The sequence below is a fragment of the Burkholderia sp. FL-7-2-10-S1-D7 genome, from assembly GCF_001524185.1.
GTDB classification, from domain to species: Bacteria; Pseudomonadota; Gammaproteobacteria; order Burkholderiales; family Burkholderiaceae; genus Burkholderia; species Burkholderia diffusa.
On the sequence record NZ_LOWY01000014.1, the window covers coordinates 192,832 to 213,501 of the forward strand.

The window sequence follows — 20,670 nt, forward strand, 5'->3', positions numbered from 1 at the left end:
TTGAGCGGCACTTTACCCGAATCGCACCGCGTCGCGGATGCGTTATCGCCGAACCGTGGCGCCCATGTCACGCGGGTTTGGGAACGCGCTTCCTGGCGACCGGTTTCGCCGCACGCAGGCCGCCACCCGCCGGCCGACCGGGCGCCCTGCGCACGGGGGCGCGTGAGGCGCGTTCGGCACGCAATGCATCGAGCTCGCCGACGTACGCGGCATTGGCCGCGCGGGCGCCTTCGAGCTGACCTTCGAGCACCCCGCAGCGGTGCTGCATGTCGGCCAATTGCGCTTGCAGCGCCGCGAGATCCTTACGGTGCTGCGTATCGCGCTGTTCGGCGCGCGTCGCGGCCGCATCGAGTTCCTTTTGAGCCCGCGCGGCCGCGAGCCGTTCGCGGTCGATCTCCTGGAGCGCCCGTTTCTCCGATGCGCGCAAGCGTTCCTCCGCCCGGCCCGCGTCGTCGCGCAGCCGGTCGAGCTGCAACGTGAAATCGGCGCGAGCTTGCGCCAGCGCACGATCGGCGTCTGCATTGTCGGACTTCAGTCGCTCGACTTCCGCCTGCAGCGCGCGGTGCGATGCTTCGTCGGCCGCCCACGCCTGCTCGAGCTCCTGGATGCGCACCTGGGCCGCCAGCAACGCACTCGTGCGGTGCTCCAGCGCGGTTTCGGTACGGGACAGCTCGGCCTGCGATGCAGCGACCTCCGCCTTCGCCGCCGCCCGCTCGGCTTCGACTTCGGCGCGCAGTGCATCGAGCGCCGCGGCGGCATCGGTAGTCGAGCGATTCCACAACGCGGCGACGAGCTCGCCGGCCGCAGCCTGCAGGTCGGCCGGCAAGTCAGGATGCTCGATGCGCACCCGACTCTTTTCCCGCAACTCGGCCCAGAACTCGCCGAGAACCGCCGTCGGCGTGCTCATGCTGCCCTTGCGCACGAGCTGGTACAGACGGTTCGCGGTGGGCGTGATGCCGAAGCGGAAGAACATCAATGCGCAGACCTCGCGATACAGCTCGCGGGTTTTCGGGAAATCGGCCTTCAGGCGGTCGATTTCGGCGATCAAGCGGGATTCGTCGGGGGCGTGGTCGGACATAGCGGGTTGCGTCGATAATTTCGTTAATAATATAACGTAAACCGTTAAATATCCAATCAACAGTCGCGCTTGATTTGACATTATTTCTATAATGTCGAGATCAGGGGGCGCCGGTCTCGCGTTTGGCATCGCTGTCGTCCGTTTGCACAATTTTGTAACTATGCCTTTGGTGCGCCTTATACAGGCCTTGCCCAGCACAGCTTGGCGGCCTCGCACCACGCTCATCGACATGAATTGAGACCGGGTCCTGCTGCCTGAAAATGCACTCTGCTATTGAACGATTTGCTACGGCAGTCGGGAAATTTGTAACCACGCCGACCGAACGGCTGGATGCGATGGTCGTAGTAGATCGCTATCCCTCCCTGCTTGCCTGGCTGGCTGACCGAGCCGAACGAGCCGCAATGGATTGCCTTGGCGGTGATCAGCGCAAAGAAGCGTTCGACCTGGTTGAGGCACGAACTATAGGTGGGAATGAAATGCACGTGCCAGCGGGAGCGTGTCGCCAACCACGCCTCGACCTTCGGATGCTTGTGACTGCTGTAGGTCGACGATGCACTGCACGTCGAGTTCGGCTGGCACGGCCTGTCGATTTCGTGCAGGAAGGACAGGAATAAGCGGTTGCAGGCCCAGCAGCTTGAAGTAACGATGCACACGTGTTGGCGAAATGGCGGTTTCGGCGGCGATCGTGCGCATGCCCCAGTACGTGGAGCCATCCGCGGGCTTGGTGTGCAGGGCCTTGTGAATCAGCTGGGCCAACCGCTCGTCGTCGATGGCACCTTACTTGATCTTGACCACGACTTTACCCTTCGCGCGTCCTTGCGCTAGGTACTCAAGCGCTTCCTTTGCTTGTTCAAACGGAAACACCTTGTCAATCACAGGATGGATACGTTCGGATTCGAGCAGTTTGCCGATCTCGGCGAGTTGAGCACCGTCGGGGCGTACGAAGAGAAATGAGTAGGTGACATCCCGCTTCCTCGCAAGACGCATGATCTTGCGGCTCATCAGACTGAATACAAACTTCAGGACGAAGTTCAGCCCGCGAGCACGGGCGAACGCTGCGTCCAGCGGACCGATAAGAGAGACGATCTTCCCGCCCGGTTTCAAGATTCCTACCGATTTTTCGACCGCGTCTCCCCTAATCGTGCCAAGCACCACATCGTAGTCGCGCAGCACTTTCTCGAACGCTTGCTTCTTGTAGTCGATTACTTCGTCCGCGCTCAGGCTTTTCACCAACGGGATATTACCTGTGCTGGTGTTGGTTCCCACCTTGGCGCCGAAATATTTGGCCAATTGGATCGCAAATGTTCCAATACCGCCGGACCCCGCAGGAATGAACACCTTCTGACCCGGCTGAAGATTGGCACGCTCCTTCAGTGCTTGCCATGAAGTGAGGCCGACCATCGGGACCGAGGCGGCCTGCACGAAGTCCAGATTAACCGGTTTCGGGGCCGCAGCGCTCTCCGGTACCACGGCAAATTCGGCGATAGATCCACTTCCAAGGTCGAACAGACTTGCAAAGATGGCGTCGCCTTTCTTGAAGCGAGTGACGCGGCTGCCGACATCGATCACGATGCCGGCCAGATCGCTCCCCATGGTCGCGGGCAGTTGGACCTTCAAGACGGGTTTGAACATTCCCGTTGGAATCATGTTGTCGATCGGGTTCACCCCCGCGGCGTGAACCTCGACTAGCAGTTCGTCGGGCTTGAGCGTGGGGCGCGACACTTCGGCGAACCCGATCTCGGGTGATTTGCCATAGCGTTTGAATGTGAGTGCTTTCATGTTGCGCTTGCTCCGATGGTGCGTTGTATTCGCGAGAAACTTCATACGCCTCTGGTCCACAAGGTATTCATTGAGATAGAAATTCCAGTGCCATGGGTACGAAGTTGGTGTGATGCTGGAAGATTCCGCCGTGGCCGGCGTCCTGATAAATGACGAGTTGCGCCTGGGGGATGCGGCGGCCCATATCGTGGCTGAGCGCGGTCGGCACCATAATGTCGTTATCCCCATTGGCGATCAGGACAGGTATCGGCAGGCTGGCGAGATCCTGAGGCGCTTGCTGGCCCCACGCCTTGATCGCCTTGAGTTGACGAAGGAAGGCGCGAGGTGTCGGCCCCTTGTCGCGGCCAGACTTACGTTCCTTCAACCGTTTCAAGAAGGCGCTTGCCGCGTGCTGGCCGTTGGTCGTGGACGTGAAGAACAGATACGCCTTCGGATCGCGCAGCGTGAGCAGGCCTTTGAGCATGAGTGGCCAGGACACGGCGCCCACGCGATCAATCCCGTGACCGCCGGCGGGGCCCGTGCCAGTGAGTATGAGCTTGCGCACCAGGCCCGGCGCCTTGAGTGCAACGTCCTGCGCGACGAAGCCGCCAAGCGAGAAGCCGAGCAGATCGACTCGATCGAAACCCATTGCTCGAATCAGCGCGATGGTGTCGCGCGCCATCTCGTCCACGGTCACGGGCGCGATACCACCGGATAAGCCAATTCCTCGATAGTCGATGGCGATGACGCGATGCGTCTGAGCCAAGCCATCGACGATGCGCGGGTCGAAGTTGTCCAGCACGGCGCCCCAATGGTTCAGCAAAACCAAAGGAATGCCGCCGTGCGGACCCAGTTCACGGTAGGCGAACCGGGTTCCAGCCGCGTTGACGAACTTGTTCGGTGCCCGCGTATACGACGTTGTCGATTGGGTGTCCGCGTTGATGCTCTGCATCATTGACTCCTTGGGCGCTGCTTTCATATGTCGAGCCTCGTGCTGACCGGGAAACACGTGGGACTTCAATCCGCGCCGCAAACCAGAAACTCGAGTGTGGCCTCAAGCATCGATTCGGACAACAGCGCATCGTCGACGGCGCGCGCCAACGTCGACGATGCGCTTGTGCGTGGCTTCCCTGGATCGGGTGGTAGATCGTTTTATATGACGTTCATCAGCGATCAGTTTCTGATCGCTGGCGCTCGGCGCTCAAATGCGCGCCCGCAGACGCCGCGTGCGAAACGTTCCCCAGCCGCTGCTGAAAGCAGACTTCAGGAATGCTGCAAGCCCGCCCTCGTCGGGGCGAGGTTCTCTCCCCCTCGCAATGCGCTTGAGCTGGCGCGTATACCACAGTACCTCCATGATTCCGAGGCGATCGACAGCCTTCAGGCCGGTGCTGATCGGGTGCACCTGCTGCAGGCTGTCGCGCCCTTGAAGCAAGGCGGCGGGCGCCTCGGGATCGATCGCGAGCAGCCGTGCGAGGCCCACGACATCCAGCGCACCGGAGTGCAGCGCCGCGTTCATGCCGGCGGCGGTGCGAAAACCACCGGTCACCATGAGTGGCACTTTGACTGCCGCGCGCACCTTCTGGGCAAAATCCAGGAAGTAGGCCTCCCGCGCCGCAGTGGATTCCTTCTTCGACTCTTGCATCGTCCCGCTCATGGCAGGCGCCTCATAGGTACCGCCGGAAATCTCGATCAGGTCGATCCCCGCATCGCTCAACGCGCGGATTGTCTCGATCGATTCTTCTTCCGTAAAACCACCGCGCTGGAAGTCGGCCGAATTGAGCTTGATACCCACCGGGAAGTCCGGGCCGACTTGCCGTCGGATTTCCGCATAGACGGCCAGTACGAAGCGGCGCCGTTTCTCGGGACTGCCACCCCATTCGTCGCTGCGGCGGTTGTGGTGCGGAGAAAGAAATTGGCTGATCAGATAACCATGTGCTCCGTGGATCTCGACGCCACTGAACCCAGCCTTCTTGCAAATGGCCGCGCTGCGCCCGAAGCGCTCGATGATGTCCTGAATCTCGGACGCAGTCGCTTCGCGCGGTGTCTCGAAGAATGCCGCCATGTCCTCGCGGAAAGGAACCGCGGAGGGCGCTAGGTTGAAGGCGTTCAAACCCTTGGTCGATTGCTTTCCAGGATGGTTCAGCTGCACCCAGATCGATGCCCCTTGAGCGGTTGCAGCCTTCGCCCACTGGCGCAGCACGGGCAAGTCTGCCTCGTCTTCGATCACGACATTCCCGGGCTCGCCTAACGCGCGGCGGTCGATCATCACGTTCCCCGTCATGATCAGTCCAAGCCCCGACGCAGCCCAGCGTCGATACAACTGCACCAGGTCCGGTGTCGGGCGATTATCGTAGGTGCCGAGAGTCTCGCTCATGGCGGCCTTGGCGAGTCGGTTGCGCAGCAAGCTGCCATTGGGCAGGCGCAACGGCTGGTTCAGCAGATCGGGTTTCATGGCAACTCAGAATGCGGTGCGGTCGTAAGGCAAGACGATTTTCGGAGGCTGCAGGAACGCCGTCAGGCCCTGGAACCACATCACTTCCCGGAAGTCGCCACTGATGATCAGGTCTTTACTGCCCACCCCCTTGAGGAAAGCCGCCTGGGCATCCTTGGCCGACAGAATCTCGAAGCCTTTGGCGGCACTCGTAAAGGTGAGCGTGAATCGAGGCGTCGCTGCCAGTCCCGCAAACGATCTGACGGTGCCCTCTTCGATCACAAAATAGCGCCCAGCGCCCGAAACCGTACGAATCTGGAATACCAGGCTCTTGGACGCAACGTAGCGCGCGGCGTTGGCGTCGCGCCTGATCTTGCGTCTCAGCAGCTGGGCGAATGCCCACAACAGGAACTTGAACTTGAGCATTTCGGGCATCCTTTTGACCTGAGAAAAGTGCGTTCCGACTATGACGACCGTCGCGTCACTCGCTCAGGAACTGAACTGCGTGACCCAGGAAGCGTTGCGGGTACTGAAACTGCGCGGCGTGGCCGGCATCCGGGTAAATGAACAACTGCGCATTTGGCAGGTTGCGCGCCATGTAGAAGGAGTTAATCGTCGGGACCATCACGTCGTTTACGCCATTGAGGATGAACGTCGGCTGCCGGATGCCTCGCAGATACGCGAAAGGATCGTCCTCCGACAGCCTCGGCATATACAGTAGGTTGGCCTCGATCTGGGCGATCGCGACCTCCGGCGAGGATGGCGGATCCTGGTCGGCTCGCATATGACGCCGCTCCCAGAAGGCCCCTGCCGCCTGCTCGGCTTCTGCTGATCGTCCGAAGAACAGGTAGAGGAAGTCTTCGAAAACCGGGACCGGATTGACCGCGGTGGTCAATACGCGCTGCTCCATTTCCGGATTCCCCCCGCGCGGCCCGGTGCCCAGCAGCATCAGCTTGCGCACGAGCTCGGGATGGCGCCAGGTCAGGTCGAGAGCCTGAAACCCGCCCAGCGAAAAACCCAGAACGTCGATTTGCTGCAAGCCGAGTGCACGAACGAAGGTCGCTGCGTCATCGGCCATGTCCTCGATGCGCGTTCGTGGTTGTCCGCCGGAGGAAGCGACGCCGCGACCGTTGTAGAGAATGACTTCGCGGCTTTCGGCAAGCCCATCCGTCATCAGGGGATCCCAGTTGTCCATCCCCCCGCGGAAGTGCTGCAGGAACAGTAACGGCGGCTGCGAAGAGTCTGCCTTACCCCATCGGCGGTAGGCGAATCGAGTACCGTTGACATCCACGAAGCGCGTGGGCGTAGTGATATGGTTGTCGGTCATCGTGGTATCCGTCGTTCCGCCGTTTGCCGCAATCAAATGGTCAGGCGTGGAGCTGATAACGCTCGGCCGCGTGTGCCTGTCGAATGTCCGATAGCAGTCCCTGGCGAGCGCCATCCAGCGCGTCCCACCGCCCGGCTACGTGCAGCGGCGGGATCGTGACCAGTTCGCGACGGTCGAACCCGATCAGCGCCGCGTCGACCAACTCACCCACTTCCATCACCTCGGTCAGCGTGTTCACGTCGATTCCGGCGCGCTCCCAGATCTCCGTGCGCGTCGCCGTCGGCAGGACGGCTTGCACGTAAACACCCTTGGGCGACAACTCGAGATTCAGGCCCTGCGACAGGAACAGCACGAATGCCTTGGTCGCGCCGTAGATCGACATGCCGAACTCGGGCGCGAAACCTACCACCGAGCCAATATTGACGATCGAGCCGTTACCGGACTGCACGAAGCGTGGCGCGACCGCGGCTGCAAGCCTCGTCAGCGCCGACGTGTTGAGCGTGATCAGGCGTTCGATGCTTTCAGGGGTTTGCTGCAGGAGGCCGCCCGACTGAGCCACGCCGGCATTGTTGATCAGAATTCCTATTCGATCGTCATCGCGCAGACGCGCCTCGAGCGCGGACAGATCGGTGGACCGGGTCAGGTCGGCCGGCAGCACTTCTACGGCCACGCCGCTTTCCTCCCGCAGGCGCGCTGCCAAGGCATCGAGTCGCGCCTTGTCACGGGCGACAAGGACGAGGTCATGGCCACGCCGAGCGAAGCGCTCGGCGTAGGTGGCACCGATGCCGCTGGAGGCGCCGGTGATGAGGACTGTCGGAAGCGTGGTCATGGGTACTTTCCTTTGCAAGGGTTCTTCTGGCGGAGGCTCGATCAAGACCACGAGGCTTAGCCGGAAATCGTCGGGTAATCGATGTAGCCCACCGCGCCACCGCCATAGAGCGTCGCCGGGTTGAGTTGCGTCAGGGGTGCGCCGTGCTTCAGGCGTTCGACCAGGTCCGGGTTGCTGATAAACGGACGGCCAAACGCGAACAAGTCGGCTCTACCCTCGTTGAGTCGAGTGGTGGCGAATTCCAGGTCGTATCCGTTGTTGGCCAGATAGGTCTGCTTGAAACGGCGGCGCAGCGCGTCATAGTCGAATGCCGCCACATCGCGTGGGCCGCCAGTCGCGCCTTCGACCACGTGCAGATAGACGATGCCTTGCGCGCTGAGCTGTTCGGCGATGTAGTCGTACTGCGCTTGCGGATCGCTGCAGGAAATGCCGTTGGCCGGCGAAACCGGCGAAATGCGCACGCCGGTGCGCTCTGCGCCGATTTCCCTGACCACTGCGGCGACTACTTCCAGCAACAGGCGCGCACGGTTCTCGATCGAGCCGCCGTAATCGTCGGTGCGCTGGTTGGCTCCGTCCTTGATGAACTGCTCCAGCAGATATCCGTTGGCGCCGTGAATTTCCACGCCGTCGAAACCGGCGGCAATCGCGTTGGCCGCAGCCTGTCGAAAGTCGCTCACGATGCCCGGCAACTCGGCGAGTTCCAGCGCGCGCGGTTCGGACACGTCGGCAAATCCGTTGTTGACGAAGGTTTTCGTCTCGGCGCGGATGGCGGAAGGCGCGACCGGCGCCGTACCGCCAGGTTGCAGGTCGGTGTGCGAGACGCGGCCCACATGCCAGAGCTGCACGAAGATGCGTCCGCCCTTCGCATGTACGGCGTCCGTGACCTTCCGCCAGCCGGCGATCTGCTCGGGCGTGTACAGGCCGGGCGTGTCCTGATAGCCCTGGGCCTGGGCCGAAACCTGAGTGGCCTCGGTGATGATCAGGCCAGCCGACGCGCGCTGCGCGTAGTAGGTCGCGGCAAGCTCGCTGGGCACCTGCCCGGCGCCGGCACGGTTGCGGGTCAGCGGTGCCATGACGATGCGATTGGTGAGCGTCAGGCCACCGACGGCGTACGGCTCGAAAAGCGTTTTCTCTGACATGTCGTTCCAGCGTCGGGTGGTGGGAATGGCTTAATAATGACGATCATAATCTAACGTGTCAATACTTTGATGACGACCAACATCAATGTATAGTCAGGCCATCAGACAGGAATGCGCCCACGGAGAGGAAAAGTGAAAGTCACCAAGGCACAGGCCCAGGCCAACCGGGCCCACGTTGTTGAAACAGCGTCGACGCTGTTCAGGGAGCGCGGTTTTGATGGGGTCGGAGTTGCTGATCTGATGAGCGCAGCCGGGTTCACCCACGGCGGCTTCTACAAGCACTTCCGCTCAAAGGCCGATCTGATGGCGGAATCGTCGGCCTGCGGCATGGCGCAGACCGTTGCGCTGTCGGCTGGGGTGGACGCAGCGGAGTTCGTGCGACTGTATCTCGCGCGCGAACACCGCGACTCGCGCGCAACCGGCTGCACGATGGCCGCGCTGGGTGGGGATGCCGCGCGTCAACCCGAAGAGGTCCGGGCCATCTTCGCGGACGGCATCGAAAAACTGCTGGCGGCGTTGGTCCAGGAACGTGATTCGTCAGACGGCGTAGACTCGGCGGAGGCGCGAGCCGGCTGCCTCGACATCATGGCGCATGCGGTTGGCGCGATTGTGTTGTCGCGCGCATGCCCGGACGATTCTCCACTGGCCGACGAAATCCTGACGGTATGCCGCGACAAGATTCTCGCGACACTGGGGCCGTCGGCGACAGCACGCGATCCGGCGCACGATCATGGTAATCACAGCCCCGCTAAGCAAACGTGACATGGGGCACCGATAGCCCCGTACGGGACGGTTTTGGATTTCATGGAACGGGCAATGTCTAATCACCGATACTCGCGCGGGGCCGACTGCCGTTCTTGTCTTTGATCATTCGGCTCTAAACCGTCCATGACCCACGCGTGGATAGCCGTTAACGTTCCGAGGTCGAGATCCCTGGGATCAGACGCGCCGAAAGATTGAACCCATTTTTTGAATATTTCGGCCTGCCCTGCAGCAGATGTGCGACTGCGGGAAGTATCGGTCATGATGGAATCCTTATGATTCTTGGTGTTCAAAAATGACAGACTGGCACTATGCTCGGTGCGAACGAGGGAAACTAGCCGGCTGCCGCCTCAAACTTGTCTTTCTCCGCACTACGCCAGTCTGTCTGGGAGGATCGAGCGCCCTTATGGGCGCCATCTCCAAAGTTATTGGCCAAGGAACTCGAGCGCTTTTGGCACGAAGTCCGCGTAGAACTGAAACATTCCACCATGGCCCGAGTCTGGGTAGATGATGAGCGTGCGGTTCGGCAGGCGCCGCGCCAATTCCTCGGAGTTCTTGCTTGGAACCATCCGATCGCTATCGCCGTTGACAACTAACACCGGGTTCTGCACCAGCGATAGGTTCTCTGGTTCTTTCCGGCCCCATGCGCGAATCGCCTCCAATTGAGCCCTAAATGCGGTCAGGGAGATTTTCTTGTCTCGGCTTTCCGAACGCTCCTTCAAACGCGCCAGACGCGCTTTTCCTGCTTCAATGCCGTTTGGTGTACGGGTGAAGAACATGTACTGCTTCGGATCCGTGCCAGCAAGGTACCCTCGAAGCATGTCGTAGAAGGTAACGCCGGTCACGGCACTGATGGCCGCAATGTCGCCACGTATCGATGGTCTAGACACCATTCAGTTGCGCGACCCCGCAACGCGTCTGGAGAATGCTGAGGATGCGTTGGCCATCCGATCCCCGTCCACGCGGGGATCAGTACTTCCAGTCCCGCTGGTGCTTGAATTCTTTGAGATCGACACAGGATGTGGGCGTTGATATTCGGGATCGCCGCGGCATTCGGCTTGGGCTAGCCTCACGCGCCTTGGGGAAAAGTGTCAATCGATGGCCGCAAACCCGTTGTTGGGGCTCCCGCTACAGCGCTCATCGTCCGTACCATTGCGTCGGTCCGATTGACCGTTCGGTCACGGGCGAGAGAGACGCTCAAGGTGTTCAATACCTGTGACCAGATGCGCGTAGCGTGGCATCGTGTACCCGGCTTTGAGCGCATGAATCCCAGCGTCGCTCGCACCGACGACGCTCAGGGCAGCACGACGATTTTCCCGCGCCTACTTCGGTCAAATGTTGCCAGCACAGCGTCCCTTGCGTTTGCGAGAGGGAAAGCGATAGTCGCAGGTGGTCGAAGGTAGTCGCGGGCGACCATCGAAAACAGCGCAGTGCGTACACGCCGCGCCTGTTTCGGCCGGTTTGCCAGGAAATACCGCACATCGACCCCATGCAGGGTGGCGTTCTTGAGAAGCGCGAGGTTGACTGGGAGCGACGGAATGGCGCCGCCCGCAAATCCGATCACGAGATAGCGGCCGCCTTTGGCCAGCGAGCGGAATGCCGGCTCCAACATGTTTGCGCCGACAGGGTCGAGTACGACGTCGACGCCTTCTGGCGCCACTCTCTTGAGGGCATCGCGCCAATCCGGCAGGCAGTAGTCGATCGCAGCCACTGCACCTAGCTCACGTGCCACTTTACGCTTGAACTCGCTCGAAGCCGCCGCAATCACACGAGCCCCGGCATGCACTGCTAGCTGAATGGCGGCCGACGACACCGCACCACCCGCTCCAAGCACCAGCAGCGTATCGGCGGCCGTCAAACGTCCCTGATCGAACAATGCATAGTGTGCCGTCTGGTAGTCGACCAGCATGGCTGCGGCAATAGGCATCGGTAGGCCGCCCGGGACAATGTCCACGTCAGCGGCGTCAACCACCGTGTATTCCGCCAGGCCTCCCCCCAGCTGCCACGTGACGACACGTTCACCGACAAGTGGTACCGTCACGCCCGAACCGACGGCGTCAACCACGCCAGCAATTTCTCCGCCGGGGACGTAAGGCAAGCGCGGCTTGATCTGATAGTGGCCTTGCATCATTAGCCCGTCAACGAAGCCAAGAGCCGTTGCTTCGATGCGAACTCGCAGTTCCCCGGGACCGGGTTCTGGCAACGGCTCATCGACCAACGCGTAGGAGCCGAGATCGAACTCTGTCCCTGAGAAGCTTTGCATGCCTTACCTCCATCTCGAGCACCGTTACCAGCTCGTCCATGAATACGCGCTATTACAGCCGCACTTGACTCTATTCGCACTTTACAGTGCATGGTGCGCTTAGCGGACCAGCAGCTTCATCCGGCCAATCTGGTAATCGCTTCCCGGCTGCCCGCTTGCTCGCGCAGACGAAACTTCTGGATCTTCCCGGTAGCGGTCTTGGGCAATTCGCCGAAAATCACTCGACGTGGACATTTGAAATGCGCCAGTCGCTGCCGACAGAACGAGATTACATCCTCCTCCGTGAGGCCCGGAGCATCGGGCTTCAGCTCGATAAACGCACAAGGAGTCTCGCCCCATTTATCATCCGGCTGCGCGACTACGGCGGCGTTCAGGACGCCCGGCATGCGATAGATGACCTCCTCCACCTCCACGGACGATATGTTTTCTCCACCCGAGATGATGACGTCCTTGGAGCGGTCCGTGATCTGGATGTAGCCGTCAGGATGGACGACGGCAAGGTCTCCGGTATGGAACCAGCCGCCGCCGAAAGCTTTCGCCGTTGCCTCGGGATTCTTGAAGTATCCCATCATTACCGTATTCCCCCGGACCAGAACCTCACCGCTAGACTTGCAATCGGCGGGCACCGGCTCAAGCGTCGCGGCATCGGTGACCGACATTTCTTCGAACGCTGCTGCGCGTACACCTTGCCGAGCTTTCAATTTCCCTTGTTGCTCCGGCGGCAACGTATCCCACTCGTCGTGCCATGCACAACTGATGGGGGTGCCGGAGATCTCGGTAATTCCGAAGACGTGGTCGACGTCGAAACCCCTAGCGCCAACGGCCTCCAGAACCGCTGCCGGCGCCGGCGAGCCGGCGGTAAGGACCCGCACACGATGAGGCAAAGGCTGCAGTTCCGACTCGGGCACGCTCGCGATGCCTGCGAGGACAATCGGTGCCGCACAAAAATGATCGACGCCGTGTTCGGCGATGGCGGAGAGAATATTCGCGGCATTCACCTTGCGCAAACAGACATGCGTTCCTGCCGCTGCCGTAATCGCCCATGTGAAGCACCAGCCGTTCGCGTGGAACATGGGCAGCGTCCATAGGTAAATCGGCGCACGCGGGAGCGGCCAGTTTGTCATTTGCAACAGGCTCATCAGATAGGTGCCACGGTGGCTCGGAACGACGCCTTTCGGATCCCCAGTGGTGCCCGAGGTGTAGTTCAAGGCGATCGGGGTCCACTCGTCGACCGGACGGCGGCCTGCAAATGCCGGGTCGCCGCTCGCCAGCAGCGACTCATAATCAGTTTCCCCGATGGCGGGGCCGTCGGGTGCTTCGTGATCGTTGATGTCGATCACGCGCGGCGGATTGGGAACCGACAGCAATGCTTTCTCGACCAGAGGAGCCAATTCGCGGTCCACGAGCAGGAGCTTGCATTCTCCGTGGCGCAGAATGAATGCGATGCCGTCAGCATCAAGGCGGCAATTTATGGCGTTGAGAACGGCCCCCGAGAGAGGGACGCCGAAGTGGGCCTCAAGCATGGCGGGGGTATTCGGCGCGATGATCGACACCGTGTCGCCCGGTTCGATCCCCAACTGAACGAGCGCCGACGCGAAGCGATAGCAACGCTCGCGCGTTTTCGACCACGTCTGCCGGAAGTCGCCATGAACGATCGCGGTTCGATTCGGGTAGACGTCGGCGGTTCGATCGAGAAAGGTCAAGGGCGTCAATGGAACATGGTTTGCCGCGTTCTTCTCAAGTCCTCGAGAATAGGCCGTTGCACTCATGACTTTGTCTCCATTCATTCATTATAGAAAGTAGTGAAATCGCCGACCGGACTGCGCTCTGTTACCAGAGTGTTCTCGATGCAGCTGTGATCCGCATAGCCCAGACTCATTCCGCACACCAACATCTGGTTGTCGGGAATGGACAGTTCACTGGCGATGACGCGGTGGAACTTGTTAAAAGCCGCCTGCGGGCACGTGTCGAGGCCCCGAGCTCGAGCGGCGATCATGACGCTTTGCAGGAACATCCCCGTGTCGAGCAGACTTCCTTCACGCATGACCCGGTCAATCGTGAAGAACAGGCCCACGGGTGCATCAAAGAAGCGGTAGTTGCGACCGTGCTGGGCGTGCATCCGCTCCCTATCACCCTTCTCGATGCCTAGGAGGCCATATAGGTTCCAACCAACCGCACGCCGGCGGTCCACATATGGCGCGATCCATTCGCGCGGGTAGTAATCGTAGGGTTCGTCCAGGCCGGAGCTCTGGCTAGGATCGTCGTTGATTTCGTTGATAGCGGCAGACAGGCGGGACTTCCTCGCGCCTGTTACAACATGCACATGCCAGGGTTGGATGTTGACGCCAGTTGCGCTGAAGCGAGCCACGTCGAGGATGGACTCGATTTCCTCGCGAGGAACCTGCGTGGGCAGGAAAGCACGGACGCTGCGCCGCGTGACGAGCGCCCAATCGACGGCTCGCGCCACGTCGCCAAACGAGTTCAAGGGAGCAGGAGATAGACGGTCCATTTCGATGTCGGTATTGAAAGTTGCTTTGTACTGAGCCACGTGGCGTTTATTGAGCTAGAGCTCCATACGAGCGGTGTTGTTCGGAAGAATCTCGCCGACCAAGCTGTGATGGCAGAAGCGTCAGTGCCCTGCGTTACCCTGAACCGCGACAACAGGCGCGCTGTTTGAGCGATGCGAGTCGGCATGCGTCTGGTTGATCAGCGTCACCGCAGCCGTGCCATTGAGGCAGGCCGATTGCCATGAAATTCTGTTCCATCGGCTACTTCAGGGAAACGAGCCAACCAATGAGCACCGGACACACCAGAACAGGACAAGGGTATGAAAGCGAGTGAATCTCGCCAGATCGGCGAGTGAGCACACGGCTATCTGGTTCATGTCGTCTCCTTGGGTTTAATGTCGTGCATGAAATTCGCGCGGTCTGAGGGCGCCATCGATGGTGCGACCCTATCGCGCCCGATCGACAGTTGCCGTCGTGCTGCAACCAGTGTCAGGCGGACGCGGCTCGCAGTCCATGTCCGCGAACTTCAACCTGAATGAGGTCACCGAACACCCACGTTTGCGGCGTTACGCTACCGGCGGCAGCCCAGATCTCTGTCACGCGAGAGTCCCGATTTCCAGTTGGAGAAATCGCTTCTCTTGACGACGGATTGCCGCAGTCCATCGGGCGAACCACGCGAACATTGCGACTGTCTGCATTGGACTGGCTATTCGTTTATTGGTCTGAGTACGGGCGTAAAGATGGACGCTGCGGATAGGCTCGGTGAGATAGCCGAGCCGCGCGCTACAGAGCGCCGAATGTGCGAGCAGCGGATCTACGCAAGGTTCCTGCGCAACGAAATGTCGTAAGCCCGCTCAGTGTGGCCACAAGCCAGATGCCGCTGCGGATCGTTGACGGGGTGATTTGCATCGGGCGGTAACGGGCGGACCCGGTTGCGTCAGCGCCGTCAATTCCGGGCGGAAGAGAGCCGCCCGGCACGACCGATTGGCACGCTCGGCGAACAGGACTAATTCGAGCACGAGAAGCTCGCTGCCAGATTCTGGTCCCCACCGATGTATTTGGGCCACTGCGGGTATTCGCACATGGGCCTCGTACGTCCGGCTGTTGCCGGAGTCAGGTCGGTGATAGTCAGATCTTTGGGTTCAACTCCTTTTGTCACCCAGTTGTCTAACACCGTTAGACCGTCATATGAACCATTGAACTGTCCGCCGACGCTGTGGGCCGCGCCCGGAACCAGGTAGAACTTCAGAAATTGGCTAAGTGGCCCCTGCCCGAATCGGGATACCAGCCGGTTATAGTAATCAATCGACAATTGCGCCGGAATGAACTGGTCTGCTTGTCCGTGCTGGAGAATGATCTTGCCGCCGCGAGTCTGGAATTGACTCAAATCAGTGCTGGTGCTGTCCATGAGCGCGCTCACCGCCTGAATGCGCGAGGTTAATGATCCCGGGTTGGCAGTATTGAAATTTAGAATGCTTAAGCCAGCGTCGCGAGCAACTGCGAACCGGAGCATGTCATTTGAAAACGTGTAAAAAAACGCGCTCTTGCCGATCACCCCAGGCTCTACTATCGCATCTGCGGCTGAGGTGCCCCAAGCCAAGCCAGTGGACCAAAAGTCCGCACCAGTGAACGCGTTATATGCAGGGAATGTCTGTATGCCGTTTGCCAGATTGAAACTAAGGTTAAGCGGTGTGCCAGCGGCGGTTAGCGTATTGATTTGCGCGTCTGACAAGCAACTATCACCGGTGTCGCCCCCGCCGGCGCAGCGAATCACTGCTGGATCGAACGCGCATGCTGCAGGGTTACTGATAATGCCGTCGGCGACGCCATCCAGAGCGTCGCATTGCTTCATGACGGCTGCGAGAACTGCCTTGCCTTTCGTAGGCGTGATGTATCCTCCAGGTGCCAGCAGAGATTGCGAGATTCTGCCCATCTGGAGCCATAGTCCTGTTATTCCCGACGCGGGAAAGGTCGAAATGATACCGTCGTAGTCTTGCGGGAACCGTTGTGCCGCAATCAAAGCTTGTCGTCCGCCGCTCGAGCCGCCAATAAAATAACTGTGCACGAAATCGGAGCCATATCGTGTCTTTGCAATGTAGGCTGCGAAATCATGAGTCTTCTTGATGTGGTCACCAGCATAGTTGGCGAGTGCCTCGTCGTTTGCTGCAAACGAACCGTCCAGGAGGTTTCCCTCATGCCCGCTGTCGCTTCCCACCGTCACGTAACCCCTGCGCAAGGGTGTACTGACGCCTAGGGGCTCTGCCCCGGCTAAGAACCCGTCAGCGGGTGAGCCCTCGGTATCGGCAATGGTGCCGTCAAATCCCCCGCCACCGAAGTGAACAGCTTTTCCGTTAAAGTTACTCGGAAGGTCGACCTCTACCCGGATATCGGGTGCATTGAAATCGACCGGATGTATAGTTCCGAGAACTTTGCAGTACTCACCATTGCTATTAGCAGAATTGGTATCGGAAACGAGCGTCGCGGACACGACAGTGGCACCGGTTGTCGGCAACCCGATAGAGCTGGAAGGAACAGTCATACCAGTCAACGCACTGCACTTCGCGGCTGGCGTCACGACAGCGGCGTTTGTCGGTGCCGCGTCATTGCCGCCGCAACCAGATACGGTAACGGCCGATGCTGCGAATAGAACACTCACAATAGCCGGGCTTCGGCGGATTCTGAACCGGGTTCTCATTCTCGTCTCCATATAATTTTTGTTACCGCGGGCTCTCGTCGAGCCAACTCTGGTTACTCTGTGTAACCGGGCGCGAGGTTTGTGCTGATTTGCCGAACACAATTGCAGTGTCACCCTGGCTGGGACACCAATCCATGCCCACCGACCTCACTTTGCATGAGGTGTGTGGACACGCGGGGCTTTCGTTCTGCTTCGTGTGTAGGCTGCCCATCATCCGGAGAATTCAAACGAGGATGAGTGGAATGCCGCTTCAGCGCTGCTTGCCTATATGCGATTCATCGGTTGCACGGCTTTGCTTTGCCTGGCTCCGGCAGCTATGCTTTCGAGCAACGCTCGAGTGCTAACGTTACGAGTCCGACTTGCCGTGGCGGTACATTCCCGGGCTAACTCCCGTCCACTTCCGGAAGGCTCTGTGAAAAGCACTGGTTTCCTGAAATCCAGTCCGTGCAGCGACTTCAGCGACCGTGAGAGAACTGCTGGAAAACAACTCGATGGCGATGTCACGGCGCAGTTAGTCTTTGAGTTGCCGGTAGTTCGTGCCTTCGGCCAGCAGACGGCGTTGCAGAGTGGCCGCGGATAGATTCAGTAATCGCGATAGTGCGTCGAGGTCGGGCCAATCGTCCGGGGCCTGGCTTCTTAGTCGGCGCCTGACGAGGGCCGTAGCGCTCGATTCATTGCGATACTTGACCAGGATATTGGCGGGTGCATTTTCCAGGAATGCACGCAGGCTCGCTTCCGTCCCGGACAGTTTGAGGTCGAGGAAACTGCGATCGAAGCGGATCAGGGTCTCCTCCGCGGAGAACGTCACGTCCTCGCAGAAGCGCATGCGGTAGTCGCTGTCATCGATCGGTGCGGACGCGCGAAACCTCATCTCGATCAGTGGAATCCGTCTGCGTGCGAGCCAGCATGCAAAACCGTGCACGAGGATGAACCACGTCCCGTAGGCAAAGAGCCGGCGTGTCCGCCCATCGTCATGCAGGATGATCACTGCATGCTCGCCTTCGGAGCGCAACTCCCCGTGAATGTCGTCGAGAACGGCACGCAGGAACTTCAGCATGCGGCGCAGCGCGTGTTCCAGATTGTCCGAATGCAGCACCGCGTGACACATCAGAGCGTAACTACCCCGGCGCAGTGCGTGGCTGTCGAGACCAAAGAACTCGTCGTCCACCAAGTCGGCCAGAGCCGCCCACAGGCGCGAAAAGGCCAACGCCGGCACACGGGCCCGCGGTGCATTCAACAATTCTGCCGCGATTCCAGCGTGCTGGAGGACCGCAGACACATCGAGACCCCGTTGTGTCGCCACGAGAATTGCCTCACGTACCAGGCTTATAGAAGTTGTACCCTTGTCTTGAGCGTCATTCATGGTCTGGCTCACCCACAGAAAGTGTACGGATGTTACTCGCTGCCGAGCGCAAGCGAAACCTGTTACCCGCCTGACCGCGGGCAGTCATCGGACGAAGAACGCTGGCGGGCGACACATGCCCCCGCCCAATATGTCCGATGGGCCCACGCATGAAGAGGTCTATGAGCGGCCCCCAGTAAACAGTGCCATGATGTAAGCGAGTTTTCGGCGGACTTTTTCAGTATGAAAGGAGCCGTACGATGAAACGCAAGCGCTTCAGTGTCGAGCAGATTGTGGCGGTGTTGAAACAGGCCGAAGCAGGCATGCCGGTAGCGGAACTGATTCGTCACGTGGGCATTTCGGAGCAAACCTTCTATCGCTGGAAGAAGGTGTATGCCGGTTTGCAGACGGACCAGGTGCGACAGCTCAAGCAGCTTCAAGACGAGAACGCCCAACTGAAGAAGGTGGTCGCGGAGCTGACGTTGGACAAGGCGATGCTGACTGACGTATTGAAAAAAAAGTGGTGAAGTCCTCGCCGCGGCGCCACGTCGTGGATTATCTAAAGTCCGCCTATGGAGTAGCAGAGCGGCGTGCCTGTCGTCTGGTGGCCATATCGCGCTCGGTGTACCAGTATCGCAGCCACCGCGACCCGCAGACTGCATTGCGGCAGCGCATGTGTGAAATCGCGGCGACGCGGGTGCGCTATGGTTACCGCAAGATACGCGTGCTGCTGCTACGGGAGGGCTATCAGGTCAGCAAGAATCGGCTGTACCGTCTGTATCGTGAGGAATGGCTGTCACTGCGCTACAGACCAAATCGCAAGCGACGTGCGCAGATGAGCCGCCCGGCACGTGCAAAGTCGACGGCGGCAAATCAGGCGTGGAGTTTGGACTTCGTCGCCGACGAGCTTTCGAACGGCCAGAGGTTCCGCGCGCTGACCATCATCGACGTCTTTACGCGCGAAGCACTAGCCATCGATGTTGGTCAGCAATTGAGCGCTTCAGATGTCGTGCGTGCACTGGATGAACTGAGGAGCAAACGCGGAGCGCCCCGCACGCTGTTTTGTGACAACGGCTCGGAATTTACGAGTCAGGTGATGGACCTGTGGGCTTACCATCACAAGGTCGAGATTGCCTTCAGCCGGCCCGGCAAGCCAACGGATAACGCATTCGTGGAGTCGTTCAACGGCACGCTACGCGATGAATGCCTGAACGTGCACTGGTTCACATCGCTGGCCGATGCCAGGGAGCAGATTGAACGATGGCGGGTCGAATACAACGAGAGTCGGCCTCACAGGGCTCTCGGTGAAGTGCCGCCTGCCGAATACGTCCGTCAGTTGGGCCTGCAGGCCCAACTGACGGACCAACAGAACGCCGAAGACTAACATTGCCTTTGGCACTGAAAACCGGGACCGTTCACGATACTGGTACACCGAGCGCGATATGGCCACCAGACGACAGGCACGCCGCTCTGCTACTCCATAGGCGGACTTTAGATAATCCACGACGTGGCGCCGCGGCGAGGACTTCACCACTTTTTTTTCAATACGTCAGTCAGCATCGCCTTGTCCAACGTCAGCTCCGCGACCACCTTCTTCAGTTGGGCGTTCTCGTCTTGAAGCTGCTTGAGCTGTCGCACCTGGTCCGTCTGCAAACCGGCATACACCTTCTTCCAGCGATAGAAGGTTTGCTCCGAAATGCCCACGTGACGAATCAGTTCCGCTACCGGCATGCCTGCTTCGGCCTGTTTCAACACCGCCACAATCTGCTCGACACTGAAGCGCTTGCGTTTCATCGTACGGCTCCTTTCATACTGAAAAAGTCCGCCGAAAACTCGCTTACATCATGGCACTGTTTACTGGGGGCCGCTCAATTTTAACCTCGGACTCTAACTGCAGTTCGGACTAAAACCGGGGGCAGGTCAACGGAAATCGAGGCCGAGCTGGTGCAGGTCAAGCGCGAACTGGCCGAGGTCAAAATGGAGCGCGATCTCCTAAAAAAGTTCGCGACGTACTTCGCGAAGGAGTCGCGGTGAGGTACGGCGTGATTGAACAAATGCGACAGGACTATCCGGTGGAAGGTGTTGGATTTCATAGAACACAAGGGCTCCGACAACCGATGTTCCCTGCGGGGTCGACTATGGTTCTCCTTTTTCTTCGTTCGACTCCAAACTGTCCATGCCCCATTCGGGGATAGCCGTTAACGGTCCAAGATCAAGGTCTTTGGCGTCGGTCGGGCCGAAATATTGAGTGTTGATGTCCACGCAAAACTGACCCATCATTCATGACGGAGTACTTATGATTATTGATGTCCGAAAATTAATGACTGGCATCATGTTCGGTACGAACCGGGAAACTAGCCGGCTGCCGCCTCAAACTTGTCTTTCTCCGCACTACGCCAGTCTGTCTGGGAGGATCGAGCGCCCTTATGGGCGCCATCTCCAAAGTTATTGGCCAAGGAACTCGAGCGCTTTTGGCACGAAGTCCGCGTAGTCCAGCCTCTCCGTGCCATCAAACTTGCCGTGTCCGTTGCCCCGGGCC

The 20,670-nt window shown here is 59.7% G+C and carries 15 protein-coding genes and 5 pseudogenes; 3 read left to right on the top strand and 17 right to left on the bottom strand.

Annotation, left to right across the window (positions count from 1 at the left end; translation table 11 throughout):
- Nucleotides 1–67: 67 nt before the first annotated feature.
- The 9 genes and pseudogenes from WS75_RS05380 to WS75_RS05415 all read right to left on the bottom strand — a co-directional run bounded on the left by WS75_RS05380 (nt 68) and on the right by WS75_RS05415 (nt 8,562).
- On the bottom strand, nt 68–1,078 hold the full coding sequence (locus WS75_RS05380) for a DNA-binding protein (protein ID WP_059679499.1): 1,011 nt from the start codon (nt 1,076–1,078) through the stop codon (nt 68–70).
- Nucleotides 1,079–1,452: 374 nt separating this feature from the next.
- A pseudogene (locus WS75_RS31535) lies at nt 1,453–1,849 on the bottom strand (transposase); the annotation flags it as partial.
- Nucleotides 1,850–1,855: 6 nt separating this feature from the next.
- Nucleotides 1,856–2,857 carry an NADP-dependent oxidoreductase gene (locus tag WS75_RS05385; protein ID WP_059679727.1) on the bottom strand — a complete coding sequence of 334 codons (1,002 nt, stop codon included), beginning with the start codon at nt 2,855–2,857 and terminating at the stop codon, nt 1,856–1,858.
- A gap of 67 nt (nt 2,858–2,924) precedes the next feature.
- The gene (locus tag WS75_RS05390; RefSeq protein WP_059679728.1) at nt 2,925–3,788 is read right to left on the bottom strand and encodes an alpha/beta fold hydrolase; all 864 of its coding nucleotides are present in this window, start codon (nt 3,786–3,788) and stop codon (nt 2,925–2,927) included.
- Between the two features lie 249 nt (nt 3,789–4,037).
- Nucleotides 4,038–5,288: an NADH:flavin oxidoreductase/NADH oxidase family protein gene (locus WS75_RS05395; protein ID WP_059679500.1), complete on the bottom strand. Its 1,251-nt coding sequence runs from the start codon at nt 5,286–5,288 to the stop codon at nt 4,038–4,040.
- 6 nt (nt 5,289–5,294) lie between these two features.
- On the bottom strand, nt 5,295–5,693 hold the full coding sequence (locus WS75_RS05400) for a hypothetical protein (protein ID WP_059679729.1): 399 nt from the start codon (nt 5,691–5,693) through the stop codon (nt 5,295–5,297).
- Nucleotides 5,694–5,748: 55 nt separating this feature from the next.
- Nucleotides 5,749–6,594 carry an alpha/beta fold hydrolase gene (locus WS75_RS05405; protein WP_059679501.1) on the bottom strand — a complete coding sequence of 282 codons (846 nt, stop codon included), beginning with the start codon at nt 6,592–6,594 and terminating at the stop codon, nt 5,749–5,751.
- Nucleotides 6,595–6,634: 40 nt separating this feature from the next.
- Nucleotides 6,635–7,423 carry an SDR family NAD(P)-dependent oxidoreductase gene (locus tag WS75_RS05410; protein ID WP_059679502.1) on the bottom strand — a complete coding sequence of 263 codons (789 nt, stop codon included), beginning with the start codon at nt 7,421–7,423 and terminating at the stop codon, nt 6,635–6,637.
- Nucleotides 7,424–7,479: 56 nt separating this feature from the next.
- Nucleotides 7,480–8,562 carry an alkene reductase gene (locus WS75_RS05415; protein ID WP_059679503.1) on the bottom strand — a complete coding sequence of 361 codons (1,083 nt, stop codon included), beginning with the start codon at nt 8,560–8,562 and terminating at the stop codon, nt 7,480–7,482.
- A gap of 132 nt (nt 8,563–8,694) precedes the next feature.
- Between WS75_RS05415 and WS75_RS05420 the strand changes: the two genes are divergently transcribed.
- A complete protein-coding gene (locus WS75_RS05420) occupies nt 8,695–9,324 on the top strand; it encodes a TetR/AcrR family transcriptional regulator (protein ID WP_059679730.1) in 630 nt (209 codons plus the stop codon).
- A gap of 62 nt (nt 9,325–9,386) precedes the next feature.
- On the opposite strand, the gene WS75_RS33310 is transcribed toward WS75_RS05420, so the two are convergent.
- The 7 genes and pseudogenes from WS75_RS33310 to WS75_RS05450 all read right to left on the bottom strand — a co-directional run bounded on the left by WS75_RS33310 (nt 9,387) and on the right by WS75_RS05450 (nt 18,152).
- Nucleotides 9,387–9,587 carry a hypothetical protein gene (locus WS75_RS33310; protein WP_156429712.1) on the bottom strand — a complete coding sequence of 67 codons (201 nt, stop codon included), beginning with the start codon at nt 9,585–9,587 and terminating at the stop codon, nt 9,387–9,389.
- Between the two features lie 162 nt (nt 9,588–9,749).
- Nucleotides 9,750–10,178 (bottom strand): annotated as a pseudogene (locus WS75_RS05425) (alpha/beta fold hydrolase); the annotation flags it as partial.
- 440 nt (nt 10,179–10,618) lie between these two features.
- The gene (locus WS75_RS05430; protein ID WP_059679504.1) at nt 10,619–11,587 is read right to left on the bottom strand and encodes an NADPH:quinone oxidoreductase family protein; all 969 of its coding nucleotides are present in this window, start codon (nt 11,585–11,587) and stop codon (nt 10,619–10,621) included.
- A 116-nt stretch (nt 11,588–11,703) separates the two neighbouring features.
- Nucleotides 11,704–13,356 (bottom strand): AMP-binding protein, encoded by a 1,653-nt coding sequence (locus tag WS75_RS05435; protein ID WP_059679731.1) that lies wholly within the window; start codon nt 13,354–13,356, stop codon nt 11,704–11,706.
- A gap of 14 nt (nt 13,357–13,370) precedes the next feature.
- Nucleotides 13,371–14,096, bottom strand: coding sequence for a nitroreductase (locus WS75_RS05440; RefSeq protein ID WP_179948879.1), 726 nt, complete (start codon nt 14,094–14,096; stop codon nt 13,371–13,373).
- 1,004 nt (nt 14,097–15,100) lie between these two features.
- Complete coding sequence (locus WS75_RS05445; protein WP_059679732.1) at nt 15,101–16,789, bottom strand: tannase/feruloyl esterase family alpha/beta hydrolase; 1,689 nt, start codon at nt 16,787–16,789, stop codon at nt 15,101–15,103.
- Between the two features lie 346 nt (nt 16,790–17,135).
- Nucleotides 17,136–18,152 (bottom strand): annotated as a pseudogene (locus WS75_RS05450) (AraC family transcriptional regulator).
- Nucleotides 18,153–18,391: 239 nt separating this feature from the next.
- Here WS75_RS05450 and WS75_RS05460 point away from each other — a divergent pair.
- Nucleotides 18,392–19,515, top strand: a protein-coding gene (locus WS75_RS05460) for an IS3 family transposase (RefSeq protein WP_156429713.1) whose coding sequence is annotated in 2 segments (ribosomal slippage) — nt 18,392–18,653 and nt 18,653–19,515 — 1,125 coding nt in all. Because the reading frame shifts where the segments join, the coding sequence is not laid out codon by codon here.
- Between the two features lie 33 nt (nt 19,516–19,548).
- On the opposite strand, the pseudogene WS75_RS05465 reads toward WS75_RS05460, so the two are convergent.
- Nucleotides 19,549–19,925, bottom strand: a pseudogene (locus tag WS75_RS05465) (transposase); the annotation flags it as partial.
- Nucleotides 19,926–20,048: 123 nt separating this feature from the next.
- On the opposite strand from WS75_RS05465, the pseudogene WS75_RS33315 reads away from it, so the two are divergent.
- Nucleotides 20,049–20,206: pseudogene (locus WS75_RS33315) on the top strand (IS3-like element ISBvi4 family transposase); the annotation flags it as partial.
- Nucleotides 20,207–20,670: the final 464 nt, after the last annotated feature.

Excerpts from the sequence above, each read along its gene's own strand:
- WS75_RS05380 (WP_059679499.1), bottom strand. The coding sequence starts at position 1,078 with ATGTCCGACCACGCCCCCGACGAATCCCGCTTGATCGCCGAAATCGAC.
- WS75_RS05385 (WP_059679727.1), bottom strand. The coding sequence starts at position 2,857 with ATGAAAGCACTCACATTCAAACGCTATGGCAAATCACCCGAGATCGGG.
- WS75_RS05390 (WP_059679728.1), bottom strand. The coding sequence starts at position 3,788 with ATGCAGAGCATCAACGCGGACACCCAATCGACAACGTCGTATACGCGG.
- WS75_RS05395 (WP_059679500.1), bottom strand. The coding sequence starts at position 5,288 with ATGAAACCCGATCTGCTGAACCAGCCGTTGCGCCTGCCCAATGGCAGC.
- WS75_RS05400 (WP_059679729.1), bottom strand. The coding sequence starts at position 5,693 with ATGCTCAAGTTCAAGTTCCTGTTGTGGGCATTCGCCCAGCTGCTGAGA.
- WS75_RS05405 (WP_059679501.1), bottom strand. The coding sequence starts at position 6,594 with ATGACCGACAACCATATCACTACGCCCACGCGCTTCGTGGATGTCAAC.
- WS75_RS05410 (WP_059679502.1), bottom strand. The coding sequence starts at position 7,423 with ATGACCACGCTTCCGACAGTCCTCATCACCGGCGCCTCCAGCGGCATC.
- WS75_RS05415 (WP_059679503.1), bottom strand. The coding sequence starts at position 8,562 with ATGTCAGAGAAAACGCTTTTCGAGCCGTACGCCGTCGGTGGCCTGACG.
- WS75_RS33310 (WP_156429712.1), bottom strand. The coding sequence starts at position 9,587 with ATGACCGATACTTCCCGCAGTCGCACATCTGCTGCAGGGCAGGCCGAA.
- WS75_RS05430 (WP_059679504.1), bottom strand. The coding sequence starts at position 11,587 with ATGCAAAGCTTCTCAGGGACAGAGTTCGATCTCGGCTCCTACGCGTTG.
- WS75_RS05435 (WP_059679731.1), bottom strand. The coding sequence starts at position 13,356 with ATGAGTGCAACGGCCTATTCTCGAGGACTTGAGAAGAACGCGGCAAAC.
- WS75_RS05440 (WP_179948879.1), bottom strand. The coding sequence starts at position 14,096 with ATGGACCGTCTATCTCCTGCTCCCTTGAACTCGTTTGGCGACGTGGCG.
- WS75_RS05445 (WP_059679732.1), bottom strand. The coding sequence starts at position 16,789 with ATGAGAACCCGGTTCAGAATCCGCCGAAGCCCGGCTATTGTGAGTGTT.